Below are 26,683 nucleotides of genomic sequence, written 5' to 3' on the forward strand. Positions count from 1 at the left end.
GCCGTTTCGGGATCGGAAGCGAAGTCGCCAGTCGCGGCAAGCGAAGATAGAGGCATGTGCCATGCGGGGTCCGATCGGCATACTAGCGACGTGAAAGGCCCTTTCCGGACATATGAGCGTTTGGCAATGCCGCAGCGCGGAATCCCTAAAGCGGACCTTTGCTATCGTCGCCAGGTCATGAACTCCGAAATGACGACCTTGCGGATCAGCTCGGCCACGGTGCCGGCGAAAAGGCCCAGAAGCGGGTTCAGGAAGACTGTGGCCAAAGCCGTCGCCGCGATGACCGGGCGGCACGACGGGCGGGCGTCGATCAAGCGGCGACTGATGGCAAGGGACCACGCCGCGATCAGCAGCAGCGCGCCAAGGGTCGCCGTTGGAATGGCTGAGAGGACGGCACCCTGCACGGGGATCGGCAGGATTGCGACGCCGACCAGCAGGATGCCGATCATGCAGGGGGCCGCACCCGTTCGGGCACCAAACCGATGATGTGCCGCGACACCGCCTGCGCCATGGCACATGGGCAGCGCCCCCAGCGGTGCCAGCAGCAGGTTGGCCAGGCCGGTGGTCAGGCACAGTTTGCGCGGGGTGACATGCGCCGCGCGTGCCCCGAACAGGTCGCTGGCGACAAGCGTCGTCAGAAAGACCGCGTTGGTCAGCGTCAGGGAGAGTTGCGGCAGGGCAAGATCGGTGACGGCGCGGCGCAGGCCCTCGGCATCGACGAAGGGCATGGACCATTGTGCGGCCTGCGGCATGCGCGCGTCGGGCTGGCCTGTGATGAACCCAAGCGCGACGCCCGCGCAAATCGTAAGCAGTGCCGCATGCGTGCCCGCATTCAGCGCCCAGAGCGCCACCCCGAGCGACAGCAGACCGATCAGCCAGTTGTTTAGCATCAGCCCGACCGCGACCCATCCCAGCGACAGGCCAAGCCCCAATTGCAGCCCCGACAACACGGATTGCGGGACGAGCCGCGCGATCCCATCAATCAGCCCCGTTCCGCCCAGCACAAGCAGAACCAGCCCGATCAACACCCCGCTCAGAGCGATCTCGGCGGGGGACACCACGCCCAGAAGCGCCACGGCGGCAACGGCCTTCATCGGTTGCACCGGGATGGACAGCCTGTAGACAAGGCCGGTGGCGATGTAGAACAGGCCGAACCCAGCCAGCACCATCTGCGCTGACAGGCCTGCCAGCGCGATGGCGCCAAGGCTCAACGGCAAGAGCGTTCCGATATCGCCCAAGGCGCCGTTTGCCTCGCGCGGGTCGAGGCGGAATGCATGTCCGCGTGATTCAGCCATTCTGTCCCGCCCCATTGCAATCACTTGCCCACATCATACCCTGAAGAGAGAGAAAATTCAGCATACGAGGAAAAACCATGAAACTCAGCGCACGCAACAAACTGTCCGGAACGGTGGTCGGCATCGACAAGGGCGCAGTCAATGCCACCGTCCAGATCGACCTTGGCGGGGCGGTGATCGTCACGGCGATGATCACCAATGCCTCGGTCGAGGAACTGGGGCTTAAGGTTGGCAAGACCGCCTACGCCATCGTCAAGGCGTCTGATGTCATGGTCGGCGCGGACTGACGCAGCGACGGCAGGCAGACGCGGCGGCCCGAAGGCGTCGTCTCGACCGTGACGGGCAGGTCGTAGACCGCGCTCAGGGTCGTGTCGGTCAGCACCTCGGCCGCCGCGCCATCCGCCAGCACGCCGCCGCGGCTCATCAGCAGGACGCGGGCATTCAGGGCAAAGGCCTGATCGGGGTCATGGGTTGACAGGATCACGCCGCGCCCCCCGGTCCCGGCTTCGCGGGCGAGGGTTTCGATCTGCGCCAGCACCTGCGCCTGATTACCGAAATCAAGACTGGCGGTGGGCTCGTCCATAACGATCAGCTGTGTGTCCTGCGCCAGCGCGCGGGCAATCAGGACCAGTTGCCGCTGGCCTCCGGACAGGCGGGAATAATCGCGGCGGGCAAGTTCCCCGATGCCGAGACGGTCCATGGCAGCCCGCGCCGCGGCGCGGTCTGAGGCCGAGGGTTGGGCAAAGGCCCCCAGCCGCGCGGTGCGCCCCATCAGCACGACCTCCTGCGCCTCGAACGGGAAGGGCGGCGCGTGCGCCTGCGGAACGTAGGCGATGACGCGGGCGATCTCTGCCCGGGTCTGCGCGGTGATCGGCTTGCCGCCCAGCAGAACGGTGCCGTCAAGCGCGGGCAGCAACCCCATCAGCGTGCGGAACAGCGTGGTCTTGCCACAGCCGTTTGGACCCAGCAGGCAAAGGATCTCGCCCGGCTGGATCGCCACGTCCAGTCCCGCGCCGATGGGTATCCTGCCATGGCCGATGGACAGGCCGCGTGCCTCCAGCATCACGACCATCCCCGGCGCCCCCGCGCCAGCAGCCAGACAAGGAACGGCGCGCCGATGACGGCGGTCAGCACGCCGAGAGGCACTTCGACCGCCGCGATGGTCCGGGCCAGCGTGTCGACGACCAGCAGGTAGCCCGCGCCGATCAGCGCCGAGGCGGGCAGCAATCGGCCAAAGCCCGGCCCGACCAGCATCCGTGCGATATGCGGGATCACCAGCCCGACCCAGCCGACGACCCCGGCCAAGGCGGTCACGCTGGCGGTGATCAGCGTCGCGGCGGCGATCACGACTAGGCGCGTGCGCCCGGCCTCGATCCCCAGTGCGCGGGCCTCTTCGTCGCCAAGCGACAGCACGTTGATGCGCCAGCGCAGCAGCGCCAGCGGGAGCAGCCCGACCAGCACCATCGGCAGCGCGGGCAGGATGTCGCGCGTCGTGATTGAGGCGAGAGAGCCAAGCAGCCAGAAGGTGATCGCCGGAAGCTGGTCATAGGGGTCGGCCATGACCTTGAGCAGCGAGGTCGCCGCCCCCGCCAGCGCGCCAACCACGACCCCAAGCAGCACCAGCGTCAAGGTCCGGTCGGTGTGGCGCACCATCGCGCCGACCAGCATGACCACGCCCACCGCCGCCATGCCACCGACAAAGGCCGACGCCTGAATCGCCGCGACGGGAAGCGACAGGAAGATGCCCGCCACCGCGCCCAGTCCCGCGCCCGCTGAGACGCCAAGGATATCCGGCGAGACCAGTGGATTGCGGAACAGCGCTTGGTAGGTCGCCCCCGCCGCCGCCAGCGCTGCGCCCACTAGCAGCGCCGCGCCCACACGCGGCAGGCGGATGTTCCAGACCACGATCTGCGCCTGCCGGTCGCCCTGCCCCAGCAGCGCGGAAAACACCTGTCCCGGTGTCAGCCCGTAGGGCCCGATCATCACTGCGCCAAAGGCCAGCGCGACCAGCACCAGCGCCAGCATTCCCGTCCATGTCAGGCCGGGTCGCGGCAGGCTTACATCGGCGGTCGTCCCTCGGCCCATTCGAGCAGCCTTTCCAGTTCGTCGTCGTTCAGATCGACATGATAATAAAGCTTGTAGAAGGCGCGGGTATCTTCGCGCAGATCGCCCCCGTTTCGTTCGGGCCATCGGTCAGGATACATAAGCCCGGCCATCCAGTGCAGCCCCATCAAACGGTTCAACGATGGCGGCCGGTCGATCCAGCCAAAGGGCGCGGTGGGCGACAGGTAGACACGCCCGGTCTGCACCGCGTCGATGCCCTGCCACAGCGGGTCGTCAGACACCGATGCAAAGAAGTTCCGATCCCAGGTCACGATGGTGTCGGGATTGGCAAGGATCAACTGCTCCATCGAGGCATTCACCAGCCCCCGCGTCGCGCCGCCATCGTCGGCCACGTTGCGGCCCCCGGCGCGTTCGATGATCTCTGTGTTGATCGAGCCCTTCATACCGGTTTCCAGCCCTTCTGGGCCACGGCCAAGGTAGACGCGCGGGCGGTCGTCCTCGGGCACCTCGGCCAGCAGTGCGTCGAGCCGGGCAAAACGCGCCTCGACATCCTGCGCCAGGGTTCCGCCGCGTTCAGGCACGCCCAAAGCCTCGCCCAGAATACGCAGCGCCTCCGCCGTGTTGTCGAACCGCCCGTCGATCAGCAGGTAGGGGATGCCGGTCTGTTCCTGCACGCGGTTCGCGAGGTCGGTGTAGGTGTCGCGGACGCTTCCGAAATCGACGATCAGGTCAGGCTTGATCTCCAGCACCCGTTCCAGGTTTGCCTCGCCGCCGCGCCCGGTCAGGCGGCCGGTTTCGGGGAGGTCGCGGTAGGGCTCGGCGATGTAGGCGCGTTCCTCGGGGCGCAAGGCGCGCGGCCAGCCGGTCAGCGCCTCGGGCTTGAGCACATAGACCAGCACCGAGGCCGGCGGACCAGCGGCAAAGACGGTGGTGACCTCATCCGGCACCTCGACCACGCGGCCAGCGCTGTCCGTCACACTGCGGGCGTGCGCAGGCAGCGCCAGCAGCGCGATGATCATCAGAAGGTAGCGCATCTCAGCCTCCGTTCACCATGTCGAAACCATAGTCACCCAGAACGGCCTGACCTGCGGGCGACAGGATGTAGTCGGCCAGCGCCTGCGCGCCTTCTTGTGCGTCGTTCAGCACGATCAGGCCGTAATCCGCGCCAACCGACAGCGCTTCCGGGACAGGCACGATCTGAAGGTCGGGCACTTCCTTCTGCGCAAGCACCGCGTTGGTGCAATAGGTCAGGAAGACATCCGCCTGATCGCTGTCCATCACCCAAGCGTAATTGTTGCGCCCCTGCGGCGGCTTGGCGCTGTCAGGCCCGCCGGTCAATTGCAGCGCCTTGCCCTTGAGCGTGTCGGCATGGCCGGACTTGTCGAACAGGGCAAAGGCATAGTCGCCCGACGGGTCGGCCTTGGGGGTCGAGGTGCCCAGTCGAAAGTCCTCGTCCAGCATGACGTCGAGCAAGGTCTCGGTGGTGACCGCAACGTCGGGCCGGGCCAGGGCACAGAGCTGGTTGCGGGCGAACAGCCTCACCGCTCCGCCTTTGCCCGCCTCGGCCAGTGTCTGCGGGTGGCGCATGTTGGCCGAGGCAAAGACATGGGCGGTCTCGCCGCTTTCGATCCGCTCGCGCATCAGACCGGAGGGGCCAAAGCCGGTGGTGACGGGCGTGCCGGTGGCCTGTGTGAAATCCTCCGCCACGTCCGAGAGCGCGGCCTTCAGGCTGCCCGCTGCATAAAGCGTGACCTCCTGCGCCATGGCGGGGGTCATCGTGGCCGCAACAAGCGCAGCGACAAGTGTCGTTTTGAACATGAATATCCTCCCAAGGTGTTATGCCGTCTGGCTGTCGCCCGGCTGTTCCGGCGCTTTCGGGGTAAAGGCGCAGCGGTCGGGCTTCAGGTCGATCAGGGGCGTGCCATCGACGCAATCCAGCCCCTGCACATGCAGCACACCGTCCGCGATGCGCAGCAGGCGCACGCTGGATGTGCCGATCGGATTGGGCCGCGCCGGAGACCGCAGGGCAAAGGTGCCGACAGTCTTGCCATCGCTGCGCGGGCTTTGGCGGATCAGGTCACGACGGCTTTGGTCCAGCCAGTAGAGCACCTCGACGGTCTGGTAGGCCTCCAGCCCGTCCAACGCGTCGTGCCAGTCGTGGTCAAGCTCAATCCGGCATTCCGGCCCGTCGATTCGCCCCTGCCGCGGACAGTCTTCGCGCGTGGTCCACGGTGTCCTGATCCGGCCAATAAAGCGCAGCGCCGCATCGGATGCGGGGGCGAGTTGGACAAATTGTTCATTTTCACGCAGATCCATTCGCAACTCCATCAGCGTTCGGAAAATTATGCAGCAAGTTGGCGCCGCGCCTCGTGCAAACTCTCCCGCTTGGCGAAAATATAGTCTTGAAAAGCAGATGATTAAAAGGCTTGAACTTTGGCGGGCTTGGCGCAAGGGATATGGCGCATCGAAAATAATGCATGATTTAGCGTATTGCCTTTGGCCGGGCAGAGGGGGAGATGACAGTGGCAGGCACATCCCACGCGGGAGCCGACCCGTTGCGCGGCGCGCGCATTCTGATCGTCGATGACGAACCCGGGATGCGGCACTTCCTTGTCAACACGCTGAAGGCGCTGTGTCGTGACGTGGACAGTGCCGAGAATGCGCAGGCCGCCGAGACGCTGCTGGACTCCCGCCAATACGATGTGATGGTGCTCGATAACATCATGCCCGGGCAGAAGGGGCTCGATTGGCTCGGCGCGCGGCGCGCCAAGGGTGGTTTCACCGATACGATCCTGATCACCGCCTATGCCGATCTGCAGACCGCGATCGACGCCATGCGTGCCGGGGCGTCGGATTTCCTCGTCAAACCGTTCCGGTCCAACCAGATCCTGAACGCCCTGCGCAAATGCCTCGAACTGGCCCGGCTGCGGCGCGAAAATGCGCTTTTGCGGCGTGAACTGGACACGGTCGCCAGCGGCAATCGCCGCAAGGAACTGATCGGCGCCTCGCCGGTGATCGCCGAGGTGCGCGCCCTTCTGGAACGGGTTGCACCCCTGTCCACACCCGTCCTGATCACCGGGCCATCCGGGTCGGGCAAGGAAGTGGCCGCGCGCCATTTGCATGGCCATTCCGGGCGCGGCGCGGCCCCCTTCGTCCCGATCCAGTGCGGAGCCATCCCCGCCGACATGATCGAATACGAACTGTTCGGACACGGCGCAGGCACCTTCGCTGGTGCGCAGGCCGGACGCGAAGGGTTGCTGGCGCAGGCCTCTGGCGGCACGGTTTTCCTTGACGATGTCAGCGAACTGACAGCCAGCGCCCAGACGGCGCTGCTGCGCGTGCTGGAAGACGGCGTGATACGCCCCATCGGAACCGGGCGCGACGTGCAGCTTGACCTCAGGTTTGTCATCGCGACCAGCAAGCCGTTGCAAGAGGCCGTGATGGCGGGCCGTTTCCGCGAGGATCTGCTGTTTCGGATCAACGTGATCGACCTGGCAATGCCGCCGCTGAAAGATCGCGGAACCGATATCTTGCAACTGGCAGACCTGTTCCAGACGGAAATCGCGGCCGTTTTGAACCTGCCTCAGGTGGAGATGTCCTCGACCGTGCGACAGGCCATGCTGCGCCACGATTGGCCCGGCAATATCCGCGAGTTGCACAATTTCGTGGAACGCGCGCTGATCTTTGGCCGGTTCCCTCTGGAAACACTGGGACCCGTGGCCCCGCCCGGTGACATCGCTCCACTGGAAGACGTGGAAAAGCGCGAGATCCTGCGCGCCCTCGACGCGCTGGACGGCAATCGCTCCGAGGCGGCGCGGCGACTGGGCGTCTCGCGCAAGACCATCGACCGTAAATGCGCGACCTGGGGGCTGTAGCCGATGCCGCGCCTGCCTACGGCCCTGCGCTCTGTCCGGGTGCGGCTGCTGGTGATCGCGCTGCTGCCGATGCTGGTTCTCTTGCCGATCCTACTGGGCAGCACCGTCCTGCGCTGGTCGGGCAAGGTCGACGCCATCCTGGTCAACAAGGTCACCGGCGACCTGACCATCGCGGACCAGTATCTTGGCCGTTTGGTCGAGACATCCGGCGAACGGGTCGATGCGGCCGCACGCTCCGTCGAGCTGTTTCGCGCGCTCGAAGGGGGCGATGCCGAGGCCTATCTTGAACGCGAGCTGACGCGATTGGGGCTGGATTTCCTGCGGGTTGCGCGTGCCTCTGAGTGGCCGGTCGTGCAGGCGGCCCTGAATGGTGAATGGCACAGCGCCATCGACGTGTTTGATGCCGGAACGCTTCGGGCGCTGTCGCCTGAGATGTCGGAACGGGCCGAGGTTCCTTTGATTCCGACGCGCGGGGCGCTGCCCACAGGCCGCACCGCCGAAACCCGTGGCATGGTCATCCATTCTGCCGCACCTTTGACCCTTCCGGACGGGACGCGGGCGGCGCTGGTGGGTGGCATGCTGCTGAACCGGAACCTTGATTTCATCAATACGATCAATGCCCTGGTCTACCGCGCCGAAAGCCTGCCAGAGGGCAGCCAGGGCACGGCCACGCTGTTCCTCGACGACGTCCGGATCTCGACCAATGTCCGCCTGTTTGAAAACGTGCGCGCGCTGGGAACCCGCGTCTCTGCCGAGGTGCGCGCGGAGGTTCTGGGCGAAGGACGGATCTGGCTCGACCGCGCCTTTGTGGTGAACGACTGGTATATCTCGGCCTACGAGCCGATCCTCGACAGTTTTGGCACGCCGGTGGGGATGCTCTATGTCGGGTTTCTCGAAACGCCCTTCAGCGCGGCAAAGCGGAATTCCGTCATCACGCTGGCGCTGGCCTTTGTGTTGATCGCGCTGGCCTCGGTGCCGGTGTTCCTGCGATGGGCAGGGCACATCTTTCGCCCGCTCGAAGGCATGATGCGCACCATCGACCGCGTCGAAGAAGGCGATCTGAGCGCGCGCAACGCGCCGATAGAGACTGACAGCGAAATCGCGCAGGTCGCACGGCATTTCGATGGGCTTCTGGATCGGCTGGAACAGCGCGACCGCGAATTGCGCCACTGGGGCGAGATGCTGGAACAGCGGGTCGCCGAGCGCACGCAGGAATTGCAAAAGGCGCACCGGCAACTGGAACAGACGACCGAACGTCTGATCCTGTCGGAAAAACTGGCCGCCGTGGGGGAAATCACCGCCTCGGTGGCGCATGAGATCAACAACCCGGTGGCGGTGATCCAAGGCAACCTCGATCTTGCGCGCAGCAACCTTGGCGCGGCAGGTGCCCCGGCGGCAGAGGAGTTTCGACTGATCGACGACCAAGTCTATCGCATCGGGGTGATCGTCTCCAAGCTGCTGCATTTCGCCCGGCCAGAAGACTATTCCGGCGTAGATCAAAGCGTAGACCCGGCTGAGGTGGTTCGCGATTGTCTTGTCCTGACCCGGCACCAGATAGAGGCCTCGGGTATCCGATGCAGCCTTGAGACGGCCAGCCGGTCGTCGGTGCATATTTCGCGCACCGAATTGCAGCAGGTGGTCGTGAACCTGATCCTCAACGCGGTCCATGCAATGCCCGGCGGCGGTGTGCTGCGGGTGCTTACGACAGAGGACGGGGCGGAGGTGGTTCTCACCGTTCAGGATACCGGCACGGGGATCGCGCCCGACACGCTGGCCCGGATCTTCGACCCGTTCTTTACCACCAAACAGACGCAGGGCACCGGGCTGGGGCTGTCCATCAGCCGCCAGATCGTGAGTCGCGCCGGGGGAACCATCACGGCATATTCCACGCCCGGAGAGGGCAGCCGCTTCGTGGTCAGGCTTCCGATCGAAGAAAATGCACAGATGCGCTATCCGGACAGAATGTCGCGAAATCCCACAGGGCAAGCGTCGGCCCTCGGACAGAATGACACGCAAAGACCGTCCGAGCGTTCAGGTGGGGAGACAGAGTGGCAATTAAAGCATTGATATATTTATTAAAAATACCTTGACGATGCAAGCGGTCGAGAGCTTTTTCTGGTTCCGCATGCCATTGCATGCCTCCACGCACGTCGGGAGGACGGCGCGCCGGGGACATCAAAGGGAGGACAATCCATGAGCAACGCCTCACACGGTGCGTTGGGCTTCTTGCACAAGAGCCATATCGTCGCCGAACCTGGATACAACCGCTGGCGCGTGCCGCCGGCATCCATCGCCATCCACCTGTGCATCGGATCGGTCTATGCATGGTCGGTGTTCAACCCGGCCCTGACCCGCGAAATGGGCGTCGTCGCGTCCAGCGCCGATGACTGGAGCCTCAGCTCGGTGGTGTGGATCTTTTCCGTGGCCATCGTCTTTCTCGGCCTCGCCGCAGCCTTTGCGGGCAAGTGGCTCGAAGAGGTCGGCCCGCGCATGGTCGGCGTTGTCGCCGCGATCTTGTGGGGCGGCGGGTTCATCATCGGTTCGCTGGGCATTTCCAGCCATCAGCTGTGGCTGGTCTATCTTGGCTACGGGGTGCTAGGCGGCTGCGGTCTGGGGCTGGGCTACGTCTCGCCCGTCTCGACGCTGATCCGCTGGTTCCCCGACCGACGCGGCATGGCGACGGGTATGGCCATCATGGGCTTTGGCGGCGGCGCGATGATCGCCGCGCCGGTCAAGGGCTGGCTGCTGAGCCTTTATGCCAAGGCGCCCGAGTTCCTCGGCGCGCAGGATGCCGTCGCCACCGTGGTCGAGGGCGGTCGGGTGTTTGCCGAAACCGCCGCGGGCCGGGTCGAGGTGGTGATCGCCTCGGCCGCGCAGGCTGCGGATTTTGGCGCGCAGGCGGGTGTCTATGTCGTCGGCACCGGCGCAACCGGTGCCGCGCAGACCTTCATGACGCTGGGCATCGTCTACTTCGTCGTGATGATCCTTGCTGCGTTTCAGTACCGGGTCCCCGCAAAGGACTGGAAGCCCGCAGGCTGGACCCCGAAACCCGTGGCCTCGGGCATGGTCAGTCACAACAACGTGCATATCGACCAGGCGCTGAAGACGCCGCAGTTCTGGCAAATGTGGATCATGCTCTGCTTCAACGTCACGGCAGGGATCGGCGTGATCGGCGTGGCCAAGACGATGATGTCGGAAATCTTCGGCTCCGTGATGCCGCTGGTGGTCACGGCGGCATTTGCCTCGACCTATGTGCTGATGATTTCGGTCTTCAACATGGTCGGGCGGTTCTTCTGGGCGTCGGCCTCGGACTACATCGGGCGCAAGGCGACCTACATGTGCTTCTTCGTGCTGGGCACGGCGCTGTATCTGTCGATCCCCTATTTCGCCTCCGCCGTGGCGACCAACCCGGCGATGATCTACCTGATCGGCTTTTACGCCGCGACGATGATCATCTTCTCGATGTATGGCGGCGGTTTTGCGACGATCCCGGCCTACCTGGCGGACATGTTCGGCACCATGCATGTGGGCGGCATCCACGGGCGTCTGCTGACCGCATGGTCCACCGCTGGCGTGTTGGGGCCTCTGGCGATCACCTCCTTGCGGCAGATGTCTGTGACGCGCGCGATCCAGGATCTGGCGTCCAAGGTCGACCCGGCGGCCTTTGCCGAGATGTTCGGCGCGCCGCTGACGCAGCTGGATCAACTGGTCGCGGCCAAGACCGTCACCATCGCCAAGCTGATGGAGATCGCCCCCGAGGGCACGATCGACCCGACGCCGTCGCTCTACAATACCACGATGTATTGCATGGCGGCGCTGCTGGTCGTGGCCTTCTTTGCGAACCTGCTGATGAAGCCGGTCAAGGAACATCACCACCACGACGAACCGGAACTGCAAGCCGTTCCGGGCGAATAACCCAACTGGCCGGGGCACCCGACCGTGCCCCGGTCCTTCTGTCTGAATGACACTGGAAAGACACCGATGCTGGACAAGCTGGAAATGTTCATCGCTCTCGCCCGGGAAAGCCATTTCGGGCGTGCTGCGGAACGGATGAACATCGCGCAACCGACGCTGTCCGCCGGTATCAAGCAGCTTGAGGCGCAGCTGGGTGTACAGCTGGTCTATCGCGGCTCGCGCTTTGGTGGGCTGACACCCGAGGGCCAGGCCGCGCTGGTCTGGGCAAAGCGTCTGGTGGATGACGTCCGTCATTTGCGCGACGAGATGCGCATCAGCCGCCAAGGGCTGACCGGCGAGGTGCGGCTGGCGGTGATCCCCACGGCGCAGACATGGGCCGGGCGGCTCTGCACCGCCTTTGCGCATCGCCATCCCAACGTGCGCTTTACCATCCTGTCGCGAAACTCGCGCGAGATCCTGCAAATGCTGGACGATTTCGAGGCCGACGCCGGGATTTCCTATCTGGAGAACGAACCGCTGGGCCGGGTCGACACCGCCGAATTGTATGACGAAAGCTATATCCTTGTCTGCGCGCGGAACTCTCCGCATGCGAAGAAGCGCAGCATCGCCTGGTCCGAACTGGACGGGCAGACGCTGGCCCTGTTGACGCCGGACATGCAGAACCGGCGCATCATCGATCAGCTTTTTGCCGAAAGCGGCGTGACCCCGGCCACCTATATCGAGGCGAACTCGATCATCGCGCTGGTTGCCAGCGTCGCGTCGGGCCATTGCATGACCGTCCTGCCAAAGGAGGTCGCCAGCTTTCTGTCAGGCGGCAAGGACATTGCGCTGGTGCCGTTGGATGGGGCATCGCGGCAGCAGAAGGTCGGCCTGATCCTGCCGCATCGTGATCCGCGCACACCCGTCCTGTCAGCCATGCTGGCCGAGGCGCAGCGCCTGACCGCCGTTTGATCCAAAACCCCTATCGGCCCACGGAACGCCGTTATTGATCGACCACCGGGTCGCCGCCAAAGCTGGGGCAAACTGGAGGACGACAGCCATGGCCCACCCCGTCACTGCCATCGACGTCGAAGAGATCACCCGGATCGTCGATGCTCACAGCGCCCTCGAAGGGCCGCTCTTGCCGATGTTGCATGCCGTGCAAGAGGCGTTTGGATATATCCCGGCGCAAGCGCATGGACCGATCTGCGAGGCGCTGAACATCACCCGCGCCGAGTTGCACGGGGTCATCACCTTTTACCACGATTTCCGCGAAAAGCCCGCCGGGCGGCATGTGCTCAAGATCTGCCGCGCCGAGGCCTGTCAGTCGGTTGGAGGGGCCAACATGGCAGAGGCGCTGCTGGCCAAGCTGGGACTGGATTGGCACGGCACCACCGCGAATGGCGCGGTGACGATCGAGCCGGTCTATTGCCTTGGCCTGTGTGCCTGCGCGCCGGCGGCGATGGTCGATGACCGGGTTGTGGGGCGCGTCGATGCGGCGAAACTGGACAGGCTCTTGGCGGAGGCGGGCGCATGAAGATTTACGTTCCCATGGACAGCGCGGCCAAGGCACTTGGGGCCGAGGACGTGGTTGCCGCCCTGCGCGCCGCCGCCCCTGACGCGCAGATCGTCCGCACCGGCACGCGCGGGATGATCTGGCTGGAGCCGCTGGTCGAGGTCGAGATCGACGGCGTTCGCCACGGTTTTGGCCCGGCAGAGCCGTCCGATGTGGCTGGCATCCTTGATGGCACCAGCCCCAAGGCGCTTGGCCCGGTTGAGGATCTGGACTGGATGAAGCGTCAGACCCGCCTGACCTTTGCCCGTGTCGGCGTGATCGACCCGCTGTCGCTGGACGACTATCGGGTGCAGGGCGGGCTGACCGGGCTGACGCGCGCGGTGGGCATGACCGGTCAGCAGATCGTTGACGAGGTCACGGCATCCGGCTTGCGTGGTCGCGGCGGTGCGGGCTTCCCCACCGGGATCAAGTGGCAGACCGTCCACGACGCAGAAGCACCGCAGAAATACATCGTCTGCAACGCCGATGAGGGCGACAGTGCCACCTTTGCCGACCGGATGCTGATGGAGGGCGATCCGTTCACCCTGATCGAAGGCATGGTTATCGCGGGACTCGGTGTCGGTGCCACCAAGGGCTATGTCTACCTGCGCTCGGAGTATCCTGACGCGATTGCAATCATGACCCACGCCGTTGAGATTGCCCGCGCCGAGGGCATGTTGGGATCCAATCTCATGGGCTCACAGCACGCGTTCGATATCGAAATCCGCAAGGGGGCTGGAGCCTATGTCTGCGGCGAAGAGACCAGCCTGCTGAACAGTCTGGAAGGCAAGCGTGGCGTGGTCCGGGCCAAGCCGCCGCTGCCCGCGCTTGAGGGCTTCCTTGGGCGTCCGACCGTTGTGAACAACGTGATAAGCCTCGCCACCGTGCCGGTGATCTTTGAAAAAGGCGCGCAAGCCTATGCCGATTTCGGGCTGGGCCGGTCGCGCGGCACCGTGACGCTTCAGATCGCGGGCAACGTGGCGCGCGGCGGGCTGTTCGAGACGGCGTTTGGCATCACGCTTGGCGAGGTGCTGAACGACCTTGGCGGCGGCACCCTGTCGGGTCGTCCGGTCAAGGCGGCGCAGGTTGGCGGGCCTCTGGGTGCCTACATGCCGGTGTCGAAATTCGACACGGCACTGGGCTATGAAGAATTTGACGCGGCGGGCGGGTTGATCGGCCACGCGGGCCTGACCGTCTTCGACGACACCACCGACATGCTGGGCATGGCGCGCTTTGCCATGGAATTCTGCGCCGTCGAAAGCTGTGGCAAATGCACCCCCTGCCGGATCGGCGCGGTGCGCGGCGTGGAAACCATCGACCGCATCGCGCAAGGTGACCCGGATGCGCTGCCGCTGCTGACCGACCTCTGCGAGACGATGAAAGACGGATCGCTCTGCGCGCTGGGGGGCTTTACGCCCTTTCCCGTCATGTCCGCCGTGACCCATTTCCCCGACGATTTCGCACGCCTGAAGGAGGCCGCAGAATGAAGGATTTCATCATTCCAGACGACCGCGACATGGGCACGCCCGCAAAGCACGGCAAGCCGGTCACCCTGTCCATCGACGGCTTCGACGTCACCGTGCCGGAGGGCACATCGGTGCTGCGCGCGGCCGCCGAGATCGGCATCCAGATCCCCAAGCTCTGCGCGTCGGACAATATCGAGGCCTTCGGCTCTTGCCGCCTTTGCGCCGTGGAAATCGAAGGTCGCCGGGGCACGCCCGCTTCCTGCACCACGCCCGTCGCTCCGGGAATGGTGGTCGATACCAACTCGACAAAGGTGCGCAAGATCCGCAAGGGCGTGATGGAGCTCTATATCTCCGACCACCCGCTGGATTGCCTGACCTGCTCGGCCAATGGCGATTGTGAATTGCAGGACATGGCAGGCGCGGCCGGCCTGCGCGACGTGCGCTACAAGGCCCCGGAAAACGATGGGCTGGCCAACCACTTCGCCGCCCGCAACACCAGTGGCGAGGCCAATCCCGAATGGCTGCCCAAGGACGACTCCAACCCCTATTTCAGCTATGACCCGTCGAAATGTATCGTCTGCAACCGCTGTGTCCGCGCCTGTGAAGAGGTGCAGGGCACCTTTGCGCTGACCATCTCGGGGCGCGGTTTCGACAGCCGCGTGTCGGCAGGCGGCGCGGGCGATGACTTCCTGTCGTCGGATTGCGTATCCTGCGGTGCCTGCGTGCAGGCCTGCCCGACCGCGACGCTCCAGGAAAAATCCATCATCGAGATGGGCACGCCGGATCGGTCCGTCGTGACCACTTGCGCCTATTGCGGCGTGGGCTGCTCGTTCAAGGCCGAATTGCAGGGTGACGATCTGGTCCGCATGGTTCCCTACAAGCACGGCAAGGCCAATCGCGGGCACAGTTGCGTCAAGGGCCGCTTTGCCTATGGCTATGCCAACCACCGTGACCGCATCCTGAACCCGATGATCCGCGACACAATTGACCAGCCGTGGCGCGAAGTCAGCTGGGAGGAGGCGCTGAGCTTTGCTGCAAATCGCCTGCGCGGTTTGCAGAAGACCTATGGCAAGAAATCCATCGGCGTCATCACGTCCAGCCGCTGCACAAACGAGGAAACCTACCTCGTGCAGAAACTGACCCGCGCGGTCTTTGGCAACAACAACACCGACACCTGCGCGCGCGTCTGCCATTCGCCCACCGGCTATGGGCTAGGCCAGACCTTCGGCACCAGTGCCGGGACGCAAGACTTCGACAGCGTCGAGCAGACCGATGTGGTCATCGTCATCGGCGCGAACCCGACCGACGGGCACCCGGTCTTTGCTTCTCGGCTGAAGAAACGCCTGCGCGCCGGGGCCAAGCTGATCGTGATCGACCCGCGCCGCATCGACCTGGTGAAATCGGCGCACATCAAGGCGGCGCATCATCTAGCCCTGATCCCCGGCACCAATGTCGCCGTCGTCACCGCGCTGGCGCATGTGATTGTGACCGAGGGCCTGATGGACGAGGCCTTCATCCGCGAGCGCTGTGACTGGGACGAATTCCAAGTCTATGCCGAGTTCGTCTCGGAAGCCCGCCACAGCCCCGAGGCAACGCAACTGCTGACCGGCGTTCCGGCTGAAGAGTTGCGCGCGGCGGCCCGCACCTTTGCCCGTGGCGGCAATGGCGCGATTTATTACGGGCTGGGCGTGACCGAGCACAGCCAAGGCTCGACCACCGTGATGAGCATTGCCAACCTTGCCATGTTGACCGGCAACATCGGCCGGCCCGGCGTGGGCGTGAACCCGCTGCGCGGCCAGAACAACGTGCAGGGATCGTGCGACATGGGGTCCTTCCCGCATGAGCTGCCGGGCTATCGCCATGTCAAACTGCCCGAGGTGCGCGAGCTCTTTGAATCCGCATGGGGCGTTCAGATCGATCCGGAACCGGGCCTGCGCATCCCCAACATGCTGGACGCGGCGGTCGAGGGCACGTTCAAGGGGCTTTACTGTCAGGGCGAGGACATCCTGCAATCGGACCCGGACACAAAACACGTGGCGGCGGGTCTTGCGGCCATGGACTGCGTTATCGTGCATGACCTCTTCCTGAACGAGACGGCGAATTACGCGCATGTCTTTCTGCCCGGCTCGACCTTCCTCGAAAAGGACGGCACCTTCACCAATGCCGAGCGCCGCATCAACCGCGTGCGCCGGGTCATGGCCCCGAAGAACGGCTATGCCGACTGGGAGGTGACGCAACTGCTGGCAAACGCCATGGGTGCTGGTTGGACCTATACCCATCCCAGCCAGATCATGGAGGAAATCGCCGCGACCACCCCCAGTTTCGCCGGGGTTGACTATGCTCTGCTCGAAGAGAAGGGCAGCGTGCAATGGCCCTGCAACGAGGCGCATCCCGAGGGCACGCCCTTGATGCATGTGGACGGCTTCGTGCGCGGCAAGGGGCGCTTCATCGTCACGGAATACGTGGCGACGGATGAAAAGACCGGCCCGCGCTTCCCTCTGCTGCTGACCACCGGGCGCATCCTGTCGCAATACAACGTCGGCGCACAGACGCGGCGCACCGACAACGTGGTGTGGCACGACGGCGATGTCCTGGAAATCCATCCGCATGACGCCGAGAACCGTGGCCTGAAGGATGGCGACTGGGTGCGACTGGCCTCTCGCTCTGGTGAAACGACGCTGAAGGCCAAGGTGACTGATCGGGTCAGTCCGGGCGTGGTCTACACCACCTTCCACCATCCCGATACGCAGGCCAACGTCATCACCACCGACTATTCCGACTGGGCCACCAACTGCCCGGAATACAAGGTGACGGCAGTGCAGGTCGCGCCCTCCAATGGTCCGACCGACTGGCAGGAAGGCTACGCGGCACAGGCCCAACGCGCGCGCCGCATCCTGCCCGCGGCAGAATGACCATGCGGGCCCATGTCAGCACGCCGGGCCAAAGCCACCACGCCGAAGGCATGCGCGCCATCCACCGCGCGCTGCCAGAGGAGGTGCCCATAGCGCTCGTCTTCAATGGCACGACGCAAGCGGTGATGATGGCGACCCCCGCCGATCTGGCGGATTTCGCCTTGGGCTTTGCCCTGACCGAAGGCATCGTCACCGATCATGCGCAGATCGAGGATTTCGAGATCGTCGATCACGCGCAGGGCATCGAAGCACGGTTTTGGTTGGCCGAGGACCGCGCCCAGGCGCTGGCCTCGAGGCGCCGCGCCATGGCCGGGCCAGTGGGGTGCGGGCTGTGCGGGATCGACAGCCTTGAAGAGGCGGTGCGCCCGGTGCCGTGGGTGCAATCCGACTTGCGTCTGATGCCCGCAGACGTGGCCCGCGCGACGGATGCGCTGCGCGATCACCAGCACCTGCACGACCTGACCCGCGCCACCCATGCGGCCGGGTTCCTGCTGCCCGGTGCCGGTGTCACCTTGGCCCGCGAGGATGTGGGCCGCCACAACGCTCTGGACAAGCTGATCGGCGCTTTGCAGCAGCAAGGTCACCCGCCCGGCAGCGGCGCTGCCGTGATGACCTCGCGGCTTTCGGTGGAGCTGGTGCAAAAATGCGCCATGGCCGGCATTCCCGTGCTGATCGCCGTCTCCGCCCCGACGGGTGCCGCGGTCCGGCTTGCCGAAGAGGCCGGGATCACCCTCGTCGCCTTCGCCCGAGGCGGCGGCTTCGACCTTTACTCCCATCCCTACCGCATCACTGACGAGGCCCAACATGTCGCCTGAAAAGATGGTCCGCATGGCGAACCAGATCGCCACCTTCTTCAAGACCCAGCCGAACGAAGACGCCCCGGCCAGGGTTGCGGCACATATCAACGACTTTTGGGAGCCGCGCATGCGCAGCCAATTGCGCTCCTACGCAGAAAACGGCGGGGCGGGGCTGGATGATATCGTCATGAAGGCGATACCACAGTGTTGATTGTCACAGAGAACTGACCGGGTATTTTCACCGAGATTTGACCCACCCTCAAATACGCGTCGTGGTTTATGACGCAGTCGATGTTTTGGTCTCCCTTGCAGTTTTCGTTGCTGCCTCGGAACTGGCCTGGAAGCGGTAGCTGTCGTTTCCGGTTTCGAGGATGTGACAGCGGTGTGTGAGCCGATCGAGGAGTGAGGGGGCATCTTTGCGTCGCCGAAGACCTGCGCCCATTCTGAGAAGCTGAGGTTTGTGGTGATGATGACGCTGGTGCGCTCGTAGAGCTTGCTGAGCAGATGGAAGAGCAGCGCCCCGCCAGATGAACTGAACGGCAGGTAGCCGAGTTCGTCTATTACCGGGCAGGCGATTTTGCTCGCAAAATCTGCCGAGAGGGCAGGATGACCAATTCGACTTTCGTCAGCATCTCAGCCAGTGTCCCTGCCTTTCCAGGCGCCGTCTCCTGCTCCAGCGCGTCGACCAATTCCACGGTCGAGAAGAAGCGCACCTTACGCCGGTGATGTTGGATGGCTTGGACGTAGATTGCCGTGGCTGTGTGGCTCTTGCCCGGGCGTCTATCGAGGCGCCATTGGGTCGAGCCCAATGGACGACGGGCCGCCGATCAAAACGACATTCTCGGCCGCTTCCCCTCTCATCGTTTGCACTGACTGCCGGGCAATGGATAAACTCGCATCGGTGTCGCTGCCGCACTGTCGCTTCGTTGATCTCACTCGATGCAAAGTCGAAGCCCGTCAGGTCCTTGTATGCTGGGGTAAGGCGGAGAAAAAACAGTCCGGGGGACTGTTTTCATGCCGAACGGCGACCTTCGTGTGATAGGCGATAGACCGTACCTCGCGTTCGGCAATCTCGGCCTTGAGCAGCTGTGAAAGCATTGGCGTGGCAGCTTCGAACGCTGGCGCGCCCTGGGCGACCAAGTCTTCAATCGCATGTGCCATGCCATAGAGCTTGAGACTGCGTGAACCATGATGACGATAGAGGCCCTGCCGGGCCATGATGCATGGCGCTTCTCCTCAGTCTGTCGCAACCCGTCATGGCGATCGACGTCGGCCTCTGGCGTTGTTTGCAATGCCAGAGCGTCCGGCGGATCGACCTCGGGGGGATCTGTCGGTCTGCGGTCGATCAATCGATGCAACAGGTTCAGGAAGTGCGTCTTGGGGGGACGCCCGCTTCAAGTGCCAGCTCCACTGCGCAAAAAACGTCCTCTTCGTTGTGCTGAAAGACCAGAGACAGAATGTCGACCATCCACTGGCCGACAGTGCCTTTTCGAAGAAAAGGTCACGAGAGGGGCTCGGTCACCGCCTTCTTTACGCGAGCCATGTGATCCTGAAGCTGCCTGAAGGCATCCGGCATCTCCGTGAGCGGCGCAGCATTCCGAAGTGCGCCCAGTGTGCGTTGGAGCGAGGCCTTGTCCGCCATTGGTCCGAGGACAATGGACGAGCGCGAGACAGTGGCGCCAGTCATAAATGACCTTGCCGGGCTTGCGATGGGACCGCTCGGTGATCCGCGCATGCTCGCAAACCGTTTGCCCATCAGCGACCACGACCAGCCGTTCGGGATAGACATGCAACCTGACACGGCGGTTCGCAAAGCTGGCGGGAACGCTGTCGCCTTGCGTCGGGGACAACAGTCCACCGGACTGTTATCTTGTCCCTCCTCACGTTCGAAAGTGATCAGGCATGTGGGTGACACACGCTTACTGTGTTCGATAAAGCCATCGAATGCCGGCGGCCGTGCCATCAGCCTGGGCTTCTCGGCCTCACACACGTCCTTTGCCCGGCAGTGCATTTCCATGGGAAATGGCACGAGAGGGGGCGATGGACCCCGGCATAGCCTTGTGCGGTATCTCTGCCCAAGGGGCGATATCGTGCTGAAAGCACGCCTTTGGCGTGACCCCAGTCCTCGCTCCAATCGAATTGGAAGGCTTCAACGGGCTCGAACACCGAAGGCACGTAGGTGCCGCGCCCTGTCGTCTGTTCCGCTCGATGCCGATCTTCACGCCATGCCCGGGCGAAAGCTGCCACGCGTTCATAGGAGCCATCATATCCCAGCTTCACCAGATCAGCATGCATTTGCTTCATTGTCCGCCACTTTTTGCGTGACTTCCGCGTCTGGATCAAAGTCAGGCTGACAGCCGATCCGCGTAGGGGCCAGCTTGCTTGGACGCTTGGGCGTCTTGAACTTCGGTTCCACCGCGCCTTCACGCAGATACTTCTTGATCGTGTTCCGAGACAAACCCGTCCGCCGGGCAATCTCCCTGACTGGCATTTTGTCACGCAATGCCAAGCGTCGAATGACACTCAAAAATCCCATGCCGATCACTCCAAATTCCCCCAGCTAGGGTCAGGATTCATAACCAATAGATGACGAGAGCTGCGAGGGCGACGGCTGAGAGAAACACCTTTGCGCATCGGTCATAGCGGGTCGCGACACTCCTCCAGTCCTTGAGTCTGCCGAACATGCTCCCGCATCGCTGCCCGGCAGGGCATCACGGTACGTGATGTCCCGAGAGGGGCGATTGCGCCGCTTGTATCTGCGCTTGTCCACTGCCCGGCAGAGTATTGCGCAGCATGTCCAGAGAGGGGTATTTGACCGGCGTCTTGCGCTTCTTCCGGCCTGGGATGCAGGCACGAATCCCCTTGTACTGCAACGCTTGTCTGAACCAGTCAGCGTCATAGCCACAATCCCCGAGCAGCCATTTGACGTTTGGCAGGCCGCAGAGCAATGCGCGTGCGCCGATGTAATCGCTGACCTGTCCGGCGGTTACGAACAGGTCAATCGGTCGTCCCTGGCTGTCACAGATTGCGTGCAGCTTGGCCCCTCTCGGGACATTTCCTACGGAAATGCCCTGCCGGGCACGGGATCAGACGACCGCGCCCCCTTTTTTGCGGCCATGCTGGTCGCCGCTCGATGGGCCTTGAGGTGTGTCGCGTCGATCATCACGGTCTTCTCTTCGCCATGCTCAGCGGCCAGACCTGACATCGTCCGCGCGAAGATCCCTTTTTCGCACCAACGCTTCCACCGACGATAAAGCGTCTTGTGCGGACCGTAGGCTGAAGGGGCATCGCGCCAGCGCAAGCCATTGCGATTCATGAAGGTAATCCCGCTCAATACGCGCCTGTCATCGATCTGAGGCTTGGGGAAGAAAGGCGCCAAACGTGCCATCTGCGCGTCGGTCAGCCAGAAATATAGCTCATGTCACCGCTCCGTTTTCAGAGCCGTGAATCACGCTGCACGACCAAAATCAATGCATCCTGACCCTAGACACGATCATCGCAGCGCAATGAACAACTGCCAAGTTGTGATCCTTTACTGGCTAATGGATTCTGGGCGAAACCTGTAGATGCGTAGGACGCGCTGGTCTCCAAGTCCACTTCCTGCAGAGTTCCGCCATTCTTGACTTGCTCAGCGAACGGCCGCTCTCCGCCCTTGGTGTCGACCGACACGAACGGCTCAATACTGCCGTTGGCTATCACCTATCCAATCTGTGTCGCGGCCTGCGAGACGTACTGTTGATCCATCGCGCTGCATTCCCGGCGATATGGGCACATAAGCCACGCCTCGAAAAGGCCCCGCCTGTCTTACTAAGAGCATGACAATAGGCGGAATTTCGTACCTTTCATATCCTCGTAACAGGCGTAGGATTGCCCATCTCAATTACCAGCTGAGAACAAAAAGCCGCTTCCGACGGCACGATCAAGTAAACCCCCGAATGGCAACGCCATCGACGAGGAGAACAGCCATGAAAACATTCACCCGACGCGCTGCCCTTTTCGGCGCAGGCAGCGTTGCGGGCTGGACTCTGTCGAGGGCGCTTGGATCAGATCTGCCTGTCTACGAAGGAACCAGGCGCACATTTCCCAAGGCCGACGCAACTACTCTGAACGATGCAAGCGGCCTGTCGCCCACACCAATCCACAAACACATTGTGGTGACAGAAGATCCAGACGATGCCTTGATCGCCCTTGTTCGACAAGAGCTTGCTGCCGCGCGCAAAGACGGGCGGGCGCTGAATGTCGGGGCTGCACGGCATTCCATGGGGGGGCAAGCCATTCCCCGCAACGGCACAGCCATGACCTTTGACAATGGCTATGTGGAACTGGACAGCGCCAGCAAGACCTATCGCGCACATGCCGGGGCCCGTTGGTCTCAGGTGATCAGCGCCGTTGATCCTGACGGGTTTTCTCCGGCAGTCATGCAATCGAACCATGATTTCGGTGTCGCTGCCACGTTTTCGGTGAATGCCCACGGCTGGCCGGTGCCCTATGGGCCGATGGGCGCAACCGTGCGGGCATTGCGAATGGTTTTGCCAAGCGGCGATCTGGTAACGTGCTCACCATCGCAAAACGCCGATCTCTTTAATCTCGCGATGGGTGGATACGGGCTGATCGGCGTGATCGTAGATCTCGAAGTCGACATGGTGCCCAACAGCCGACTTGTTCCGCGGTTTGATGTCATCGAAGCCACGGATTTTGCCGATGCCCTTGATGCGGTTGTCAAAGACCCAGATGTGACAATGGCCTATGGCCGTCTGAACGTGGAGCGGGAGGAGTTCTTTACCAAGGCTTTGCTTGTCAGCTACCGCGAAACCCAAGATCAGACTGACCTGCCGCCGGCGTCGGGTTCGGGCTGGATGTCGCATATTGCCAGTCGGATTTACCGCGCACAATTGGGCAATGAGACAATGAAGACCTTCAGGTGGTGGAATGAAACGTCCCTCGGCCCGGCACTTGGTGGGCATGACGTCACCCGCAACTCCTTGATCAATGAACCGGTCGTGACACTGGATGACCGCAATCCGGATCGAACCGACATCCTGCACGAGTATTTCGTTGGTTTGGACCGGTTCGGCGAATTCCTGACGGCCTGCCGGGACGTGATCCCCGCAAGTTATCAGGAGTTTCTGAATGTCACTTTGCGTTACGTGGCGCAGGACGATCAAAGCGTACTGTCCTACGCCAAGGTGCCGCGCATCGCTGCGGTGATGTCCTTCAGTCAGGAAATGACCGCCCGCGCCGAGGCCGACATGGCGCGCATGACCCGCGAGCTGATTGACAGGATCAGCTCTATCGGCGGGGCCTATTACCTGCCGTACCGCCCACACGCGACCGTCGCACAACTGTCGCAAACCTATGAACGTGCGGCCGAATTTTCCCGCGCAAAACGCGATCTGGACCGCGATTTGGTCCTGCGCAACAATCTCTGGGACAGCTATTTGAGGCACATATGAGCAATTTGCAAAAGCTTGCGCTGGGATATTTCGTGGCGCTGATGATCGCCGCCTCGCTGAATTACATCCCCGGGCTGACCGACGAAAACGGCTTGGCGTTCGGTATTTTCTCGCTGGATATTTACGATGACGCCCTGCACGTTGCCTCGGCTTTGTGGGCGCTTGTGGCCGGGCTGCTGTCTCACCGGGCAGCGCGAAGCTTCCTGATCCTTTTCGGTCTGGCCTATCTGGGCGATGGTATTTTCGGGGTTTTCACGGGCTATGGCTTCCTCGATCTGGGGATTTTCACCAACCGCTCTGCCGGTTTTGATGTCTCACTGCCGCGCATTCTGGCGAACCTGCCGCATCTGGGGCTGGGCGGTTTGGCGGTCTGGGCAGGATTCAGGTCCTCCCCGGAATGAGGCGTTTGTGGATATGGGGAAGAGGGGCCGGGATCGTTGCGCTTTTGCTTGTCGCAGGCCTTCTTGCACCTGTGGTCTGGGTGGAGACCATGTGCCGGGGGCGCGGCGTGCCATCGCCCTACTCTGCGTTGCTGCCGTCCTCCGCGCACCGGTTGGAATCCCGCACGCTGCTGACCTACCCGGAATGGCACATTGTTCACGCCTATGACGACTATGCCGAGGTTATCCGCACCGGCGACCCGCATGAATTTGGCTATGTTCAGAGCGTTGCGGGATTCTGGTCGTCGCTTTGTGTCTTGAATGAAACGGCGTCCACCGTTGGTGACGTAGACTTTGCCACCAAACAGATGGTCTTTGTCATTGGGGTCAGTTTCACTGCCGAACTGATGCTGAAGGCAGCCTACGAAGAAACAATTGGCCGGCTGTTTGCATGGCAACGGGGGGCAGAGCGCGCACCGCTGGATGACCTTTCGGCAGCTCAGGCGGCGGAATACGCGGAATTTCTGCAGCAGGTGCCCTGGTACCAGTGGGACTTTCGCCAAGACGCAGAGGCCCTGCGCCAATCAGCCACCGACGTTTTGCGTGATCGCGAGCGGCGCTTTGCGCTGGGGCTCGAATATGGCGCCAAGGCAGCCTATGCGGATCTGATCGCCCAGGCCGTTGCCACAACCGGGTTCGACCAGCTTCGCCTGCGCATGGTTGTGTCCGGCAAGCCGGCCGAAGACCTTGCCGCCTATGACGAGGTCCAACTTATTGAAACCGTCCCGGAAGGCATCGTCATCGAGACCCCACGGTATCGCGCCCTGACACACCTGCTTCAGGCAATGGCGCAGGACGGTTGGCAATTTCGCGAGATCGCCGGCAACGACGACATTCTCTTTACCGTTCTGTCGGATCACCCAACCCATCAAGATGCAATTGCCAGCTTCCCAAGACAGGGCTACGCTGACTTTCGCCATCTGGTGATGGTCAAAGTCACAGCACTTTCCGAGAAACTCCAAAGCCTGCAACTATCCGGCGCCCGTTTGGAGCATGTCCATGACTATTAGGGGCCTCCTTTATACGCTGCCGATCGTAGTCGCGGGCTGGCTTCTGACGTTGATGTCGGTCAGCCTCCTGACCGATGAAGCGCCCGCTCAGGTGGTCGTGTTTCCCTCTGAAAGCTTCATGCAATCCCTGCCGGCTGATGTTGCCATCTTGGGCAGGAATGACATCAGCGTAACACTCACCGCGCCCCGCACCAGTTTTGCGGCATCGCTTTACCGTTCGGGCGCGCGCATTGTCTTGCCCGCAGGTTTGCCGGGCTGCTTGCCCTTGTCGCGGTAGATCACGCCCCTTGGACCTTGACCGTCGGAAGTTGCTGCGCGTCGCGCGAAAACTCGGCTCGGTGAAACGGCACCGCAGCGCGGCCATCCAGTCCCAAGGTCGGATTTGAGCCGGACCCGCTAGGGGTGGCACTCGGTACAACAGATTGTAGGGGGCCGAAATCTGGGAAGGTGCTCTACAGTAGAAATCGCGTACAAATTGGAAGGTTGAGCGTTGGGAAAACGTGAAGGCTGTTGCAAGCGACGACTTCACGCGAGCAGTCTTGTTTATACCCATAGCTCGCACGCATATGCTCTTTAGCGCTCGGACTTCTGCTGGCAGCTCCCACCCTGGACATCGCTCAGGCTGTTCTACGGCGCATATTCACTGGCTGGTGTGCGTTTGCCGAGAATGTCGGCCATGCGCATTGCGTCCGCAGGAACGTGAAGAGGCGATCAATGACGGCAATGGGCCGTCCGTGCAGGCGGCCCATGCCTTTAGATTTCGATAGCTTCCGCGATAGCCAGCGCATCTTCAAGCTCAACGCCCAAGTATCTGACTGTGCTGTCCATCTTGGTATGGCCCAACAACAGCTGGACTGCCCGAAGGTTGCCCGTCTTCTTATAGATTTGGGTCACCTTCGTTCGCCGCATCGAGTGCGTGCCATAGGCGCTGGCCTCCAGACCGATGGATGTCACCCAGTCACGGACAATACGCGCGTACTGGCGCGTCGAGATGTGAAGCCGCTCGTGAAAACGCCCAGGCCAGAGGTATTCGGATCCGACCATCAGCGGCTCCCGCATCCACCTTGCGAGCGATGCACGTGTGCCTTCAGAGATTTCGAAGCGCACAGGTTTCTGGGTCTTGCTCTGTAGAACTGACGCGCGTTCCTTAATTTGACCTGACGCCATGACATCGACCACCTTCATCTTCACCAAGTCGCAGCCGCGCAGCTTGCTGTCGATAGCAAGATTGAAAAGGGCCAGATCGCGGTGGTTCTCGGCCAGCTCCAGCCGCACCCTGATTGCCCAGACATGTTTGGGCTTAAGCGGTCTTTTCTGGCCCACGATTCGGCGTTTGTTCCAAGCTGGACGCAGTGCGCGGATGGCGGGTAAGTTTGGTGTTTCCATGATGTATCCTCCAATCCACCACGCCCACCCACATCGACAACCCGACGTTGACAAGACATTGTAGCACACGATGCTGCGGCGCCCCTGAGGTCGGCTTTGAGCCCATCGAACCGATCGTGGGCCGGCGGACGTTACGCTCCGCTTCGTTTCGGGCGGCTTTCTCGAAGCCGTAGAGCGACCAGACCGACCAGTGGGAACCATGCGGACAGGTCGAAGATCGTGGCGATGCTGGTGACATCCGCCAGCCAGCCGAAGGCGGGCGAGGCCAACCCGCCGACCCCGAAGGCCGTGCCGTAAAACAGTCCGGAGATCATGCCGATGCGCGACGGCGCCAGTCCCTGCGCATGCACGACGATAGCTGGGAAGGCCGAGGCGATGATCTGACCTGCCACGGGATTTTTCCTCCACCGTCGATTAGAGTCCGATCCAACTTGAGGACGAACAATGAAGCGAACGCGATTTACGGACGAACAGATCATCCACTGTCCGGCAGGCGCATCCGCAGAATGCTGCCGAGAGGGGGCATTCTGTCGGAG

Annotated in this window: 22 protein-coding genes and 3 pseudogenes; 14 read left to right on the top strand and 11 right to left on the bottom strand. The window is 62.8% G+C overall.

Annotated elements, in window-relative coordinates:
- Positions 1-161: 161 nt before the first annotated feature.
- On the bottom strand, positions 162-1,295 hold the full coding sequence (locus tag GGQ68_RS23390) for a putative sulfate/molybdate transporter (protein WP_183970327.1): 1,134 nt from the start codon (positions 1,293-1,295) through the stop codon (positions 162-164).
- Positions 1,296-1,372: 77 nt separating this feature from the next.
- Here GGQ68_RS23390 and GGQ68_RS23395 point away from each other — a divergent pair, with 77 nt between their 5' ends.
- Positions 1,373-1,582, top strand: coding sequence for a TOBE domain-containing protein (locus GGQ68_RS23395; RefSeq protein ID WP_183970329.1), 210 nt, complete (start codon positions 1,373-1,375; stop codon positions 1,580-1,582).
- On the opposite strand, the gene GGQ68_RS23400 is transcribed toward GGQ68_RS23395, so the two are convergent.
- From GGQ68_RS23400 to tsaA, 5 genes are read right to left on the bottom strand one after another with little or no spacing between them, the layout of a single operon-like run.
- Positions 1,537-2,358, bottom strand: a complete 822-nt coding sequence (locus tag GGQ68_RS23400) for an ABC transporter ATP-binding protein (protein ID WP_183970331.1) — start codon at positions 2,356-2,358, stop codon at positions 1,537-1,539. The genes GGQ68_RS23395 and GGQ68_RS23400 overlap by 46 nt on opposite strands.
- Entirely contained in the window at positions 2,358-3,380 is a 1,023-nt protein-coding gene (locus GGQ68_RS23405) for a FecCD family ABC transporter permease (protein WP_183970333.1), read from the bottom strand. The genes GGQ68_RS23400 and GGQ68_RS23405 overlap by 1 nt, the downstream gene beginning before the upstream one ends.
- Positions 3,353-4,393: an iron ABC transporter substrate-binding protein gene (locus GGQ68_RS23410; RefSeq protein ID WP_183970335.1), complete on the bottom strand. Its 1,041-nt coding sequence runs from the start codon at positions 4,391-4,393 to the stop codon at positions 3,353-3,355. The genes GGQ68_RS23405 and GGQ68_RS23410 overlap by 28 nt, the downstream gene beginning before the upstream one ends.
- Position 4,394: 1 nt before the next feature.
- Complete coding sequence (locus tag GGQ68_RS23415) at positions 4,395-5,177, bottom strand: molybdate ABC transporter substrate-binding protein (RefSeq protein ID WP_183970337.1); 783 nt, start codon at positions 5,175-5,177, stop codon at positions 4,395-4,397.
- An 18-nt stretch (positions 5,178-5,195) separates the two neighbouring features.
- A complete protein-coding gene (gene tsaA, locus GGQ68_RS23420) occupies positions 5,196-5,675 on the bottom strand; it encodes a tRNA (N6-threonylcarbamoyladenosine(37)-N6)-methyltransferase TrmO (protein WP_183970339.1) in 480 nt (159 codons plus the stop codon).
- A gap of 200 nt (positions 5,676-5,875) precedes the next feature.
- On the opposite strand from tsaA, the gene GGQ68_RS23425 reads away from it, so the two are divergent.
- From GGQ68_RS23425 to GGQ68_RS23465, 9 genes are all read left to right on the top strand, one after another.
- Complete coding sequence (locus GGQ68_RS23425) at positions 5,876-7,234, top strand: sigma-54-dependent transcriptional regulator (protein ID WP_183970341.1); 1,359 nt, start codon at positions 5,876-5,878, stop codon at positions 7,232-7,234.
- 3 nt (positions 7,235-7,237) lie between these two features.
- Positions 7,238-9,301 carry a sensor histidine kinase gene (locus GGQ68_RS23430; protein ID WP_183970343.1) on the top strand — a complete coding sequence of 688 codons (2,064 nt, stop codon included), beginning with the start codon at positions 7,238-7,240 and terminating at the stop codon, positions 9,299-9,301.
- Positions 9,302-9,427: 126 nt separating this feature from the next.
- Positions 9,428-11,149: an OFA family MFS transporter gene (locus GGQ68_RS23435; protein ID WP_183970345.1), complete on the top strand. Its 1,722-nt coding sequence runs from the start codon at positions 9,428-9,430 to the stop codon at positions 11,147-11,149.
- Between the two features lie 66 nt (positions 11,150-11,215).
- Positions 11,216-12,100: a LysR family transcriptional regulator gene (locus GGQ68_RS23440; protein ID WP_183970347.1), complete on the top strand. Its 885-nt coding sequence runs from the start codon at positions 11,216-11,218 to the stop codon at positions 12,098-12,100.
- Between the two features lie 88 nt (positions 12,101-12,188).
- Positions 12,189-12,665, top strand: a complete 477-nt coding sequence (locus GGQ68_RS23445; protein ID WP_183970349.1) for a formate dehydrogenase subunit gamma — start codon at positions 12,189-12,191, stop codon at positions 12,663-12,665.
- Positions 12,662-14,170, top strand: a complete 1,509-nt coding sequence (locus GGQ68_RS23450; RefSeq protein WP_183970351.1) for an NADH-ubiquinone oxidoreductase-F iron-sulfur binding region domain-containing protein — start codon at positions 12,662-12,664, stop codon at positions 14,168-14,170. Before GGQ68_RS23445 ends, GGQ68_RS23450 begins: the two co-directional genes overlap by 4 nt.
- Positions 14,167-17,061: a formate dehydrogenase subunit alpha gene (gene fdhF, locus GGQ68_RS23455; protein ID WP_183970353.1), complete on the top strand. Its 2,895-nt coding sequence runs from the start codon at positions 14,167-14,169 to the stop codon at positions 17,059-17,061. Before GGQ68_RS23450 ends, fdhF begins: the two co-directional genes overlap by 4 nt.
- A 2-nt stretch (positions 17,062-17,063) precedes the next feature.
- Positions 17,064-17,876: a formate dehydrogenase accessory sulfurtransferase FdhD gene (gene fdhD / locus GGQ68_RS23460; RefSeq protein ID WP_425502998.1), complete on the top strand. Its 813-nt coding sequence runs from the start codon at positions 17,064-17,066 to the stop codon at positions 17,874-17,876.
- Entirely contained in the window at positions 17,866-18,069 is a 204-nt protein-coding gene (locus GGQ68_RS23465) for a formate dehydrogenase subunit delta (protein WP_183970356.1), read from the top strand. The genes fdhD and GGQ68_RS23465 overlap by 11 nt, the downstream gene beginning before the upstream one ends.
- A 66-nt stretch (positions 18,070-18,135) precedes the next feature.
- On the opposite strand, the pseudogene GGQ68_RS24955 reads toward GGQ68_RS23465, so the two are convergent.
- From GGQ68_RS24955 to GGQ68_RS23480, 3 pseudogenes are all read right to left on the bottom strand, one after another.
- Positions 18,136-19,083, bottom strand: a pseudogene (locus GGQ68_RS24955) (ATP-binding protein).
- A pseudogene (locus GGQ68_RS23475) lies at positions 19,076-20,403 on the bottom strand (Mu transposase domain-containing protein); the annotation flags it as partial. The pseudogenes GGQ68_RS24955 and GGQ68_RS23475, both read right to left, overlap by 8 nt.
- A 28-nt stretch (positions 20,404-20,431) precedes the next feature.
- Positions 20,432-21,246, bottom strand: a pseudogene (locus GGQ68_RS23480) (IS5 family transposase).
- Between the two features lie 577 nt (positions 21,247-21,823).
- On the opposite strand from GGQ68_RS23480, the gene GGQ68_RS23485 reads away from it, so the two are divergent.
- Genes GGQ68_RS23485 through GGQ68_RS23500 form a run of 4 tightly spaced genes read left to right on the top strand, consistent with a single transcriptional unit; the run spans position 21,824 to position 25,038 of the window.
- Positions 21,824-23,311, top strand: a complete 1,488-nt coding sequence (locus tag GGQ68_RS23485; RefSeq protein WP_183970358.1) for an FAD-binding oxidoreductase — start codon at positions 21,824-21,826, stop codon at positions 23,309-23,311.
- Positions 23,308-23,712 (top strand): hypothetical protein, encoded by a 405-nt coding sequence (locus GGQ68_RS23490; RefSeq protein ID WP_183970360.1) that lies wholly within the window; start codon positions 23,308-23,310, stop codon positions 23,710-23,712. Before GGQ68_RS23485 ends, GGQ68_RS23490 begins: the two co-directional genes overlap by 4 nt.
- Positions 23,709-24,761, top strand: coding sequence for a hypothetical protein (locus GGQ68_RS23495; protein ID WP_183970362.1), 1,053 nt, complete (start codon positions 23,709-23,711; stop codon positions 24,759-24,761). Before GGQ68_RS23490 ends, GGQ68_RS23495 begins: the two co-directional genes overlap by 4 nt.
- A complete protein-coding gene (locus tag GGQ68_RS23500) occupies positions 24,751-25,038 on the top strand; it encodes a hypothetical protein (RefSeq protein WP_183970364.1) in 288 nt (95 codons plus the stop codon). The genes GGQ68_RS23495 and GGQ68_RS23500 overlap by 11 nt, the downstream gene beginning before the upstream one ends.
- 476 nt (positions 25,039-25,514) lie before the next feature.
- Here the strand turns inward: GGQ68_RS23500 and GGQ68_RS23505 are convergent, their stop codons facing one another.
- Both GGQ68_RS23505 and GGQ68_RS23510 read right to left on the bottom strand, forming a co-directional pair.
- Entirely contained in the window at positions 25,515-26,147 is a 633-nt protein-coding gene (locus GGQ68_RS23505; RefSeq protein WP_183970366.1) for a tyrosine-type recombinase/integrase, read from the bottom strand.
- 131 nt (positions 26,148-26,278) lie between these two features.
- The gene (locus GGQ68_RS23510; protein WP_183970368.1) at positions 26,279-26,539 is read right to left on the bottom strand and encodes a hypothetical protein; all 261 of its coding nucleotides are present in this window, start codon (positions 26,537-26,539) and stop codon (positions 26,279-26,281) included.
- Positions 26,540-26,683 lie beyond the last annotated feature (144 nt).

It is taken from the genome of Sagittula marina (assembly GCF_014196795.1).
Taxonomy (GTDB): Bacteria; Pseudomonadota; Alphaproteobacteria; order Rhodobacterales; family Rhodobacteraceae; genus Sagittula; species Sagittula marina.

Excerpts from the sequence above, each read along its gene's own strand:
- GGQ68_RS23425 (WP_183970341.1), top strand. The coding sequence starts at position 5,876 with ATGACAGTGGCAGGCACATCCCACGCGGGAGCCGACCCGTTGCGCGGC.
- GGQ68_RS23405 (WP_183970333.1), bottom strand. The coding sequence starts at position 3,380 with ATGGGCCGAGGGACGACCGCCGATGTAAGCCTGCCGCGACCCGGCCTG.
- fdhD (WP_425502998.1), top strand. The coding sequence starts at position 17,064 with ATGCGGGCCCATGTCAGCACGCCGGGCCAAAGCCACCACGCCGAAGGC.
- GGQ68_RS23400 (WP_183970331.1), bottom strand. The coding sequence starts at position 2,358 with ATGCTGGAGGCACGCGGCCTGTCCATCGGCCATGGCAGGATACCCATC.
- GGQ68_RS23500 (WP_183970364.1), top strand. The coding sequence starts at position 24,751 with ATGACTATTAGGGGCCTCCTTTATACGCTGCCGATCGTAGTCGCGGGC.
- GGQ68_RS23450 (WP_183970351.1), top strand. The coding sequence starts at position 12,662 with ATGAAGATTTACGTTCCCATGGACAGCGCGGCCAAGGCACTTGGGGCC.
- GGQ68_RS23410 (WP_183970335.1), bottom strand. The coding sequence starts at position 4,393 with ATGCGCTACCTTCTGATGATCATCGCGCTGCTGGCGCTGCCTGCGCAC.
- fdhF (WP_183970353.1), top strand. The coding sequence starts at position 14,167 with ATGAAGGATTTCATCATTCCAGACGACCGCGACATGGGCACGCCCGCA.
- GGQ68_RS23465 (WP_183970356.1), top strand. The coding sequence starts at position 17,866 with ATGTCGCCTGAAAAGATGGTCCGCATGGCGAACCAGATCGCCACCTTC.
- GGQ68_RS23440 (WP_183970347.1), top strand. The coding sequence starts at position 11,216 with ATGCTGGACAAGCTGGAAATGTTCATCGCTCTCGCCCGGGAAAGCCAT.
- GGQ68_RS23490 (WP_183970360.1), top strand. The coding sequence starts at position 23,308 with ATGAGCAATTTGCAAAAGCTTGCGCTGGGATATTTCGTGGCGCTGATG.
- GGQ68_RS23505 (WP_183970366.1), bottom strand. The coding sequence starts at position 26,147 with ATGGAAACACCAAACTTACCCGCCATCCGCGCACTGCGTCCAGCTTGG.
- tsaA (WP_183970339.1), bottom strand. The coding sequence starts at position 5,675 with ATGGATCTGCGTGAAAATGAACAATTTGTCCAACTCGCCCCCGCATCC.
- GGQ68_RS23390 (WP_183970327.1), bottom strand. The coding sequence starts at position 1,295 with ATGGCTGAATCACGCGGACATGCATTCCGCCTCGACCCGCGCGAGGCA.
- GGQ68_RS23495 (WP_183970362.1), top strand. The coding sequence starts at position 23,709 with ATGAGGCGTTTGTGGATATGGGGAAGAGGGGCCGGGATCGTTGCGCTT.
- GGQ68_RS23395 (WP_183970329.1), top strand. The coding sequence starts at position 1,373 with ATGAAACTCAGCGCACGCAACAAACTGTCCGGAACGGTGGTCGGCATC.
- GGQ68_RS23415 (WP_183970337.1), bottom strand. The coding sequence starts at position 5,177 with ATGTTCAAAACGACACTTGTCGCTGCGCTTGTTGCGGCCACGATGACC.
- GGQ68_RS23430 (WP_183970343.1), top strand. The coding sequence starts at position 7,238 with ATGCCGCGCCTGCCTACGGCCCTGCGCTCTGTCCGGGTGCGGCTGCTG.
- GGQ68_RS23485 (WP_183970358.1), top strand. The coding sequence starts at position 21,824 with ATGAAAACATTCACCCGACGCGCTGCCCTTTTCGGCGCAGGCAGCGTT.
- GGQ68_RS23445 (WP_183970349.1), top strand. The coding sequence starts at position 12,189 with ATGGCCCACCCCGTCACTGCCATCGACGTCGAAGAGATCACCCGGATC.
- GGQ68_RS23435 (WP_183970345.1), top strand. The coding sequence starts at position 9,428 with ATGAGCAACGCCTCACACGGTGCGTTGGGCTTCTTGCACAAGAGCCAT.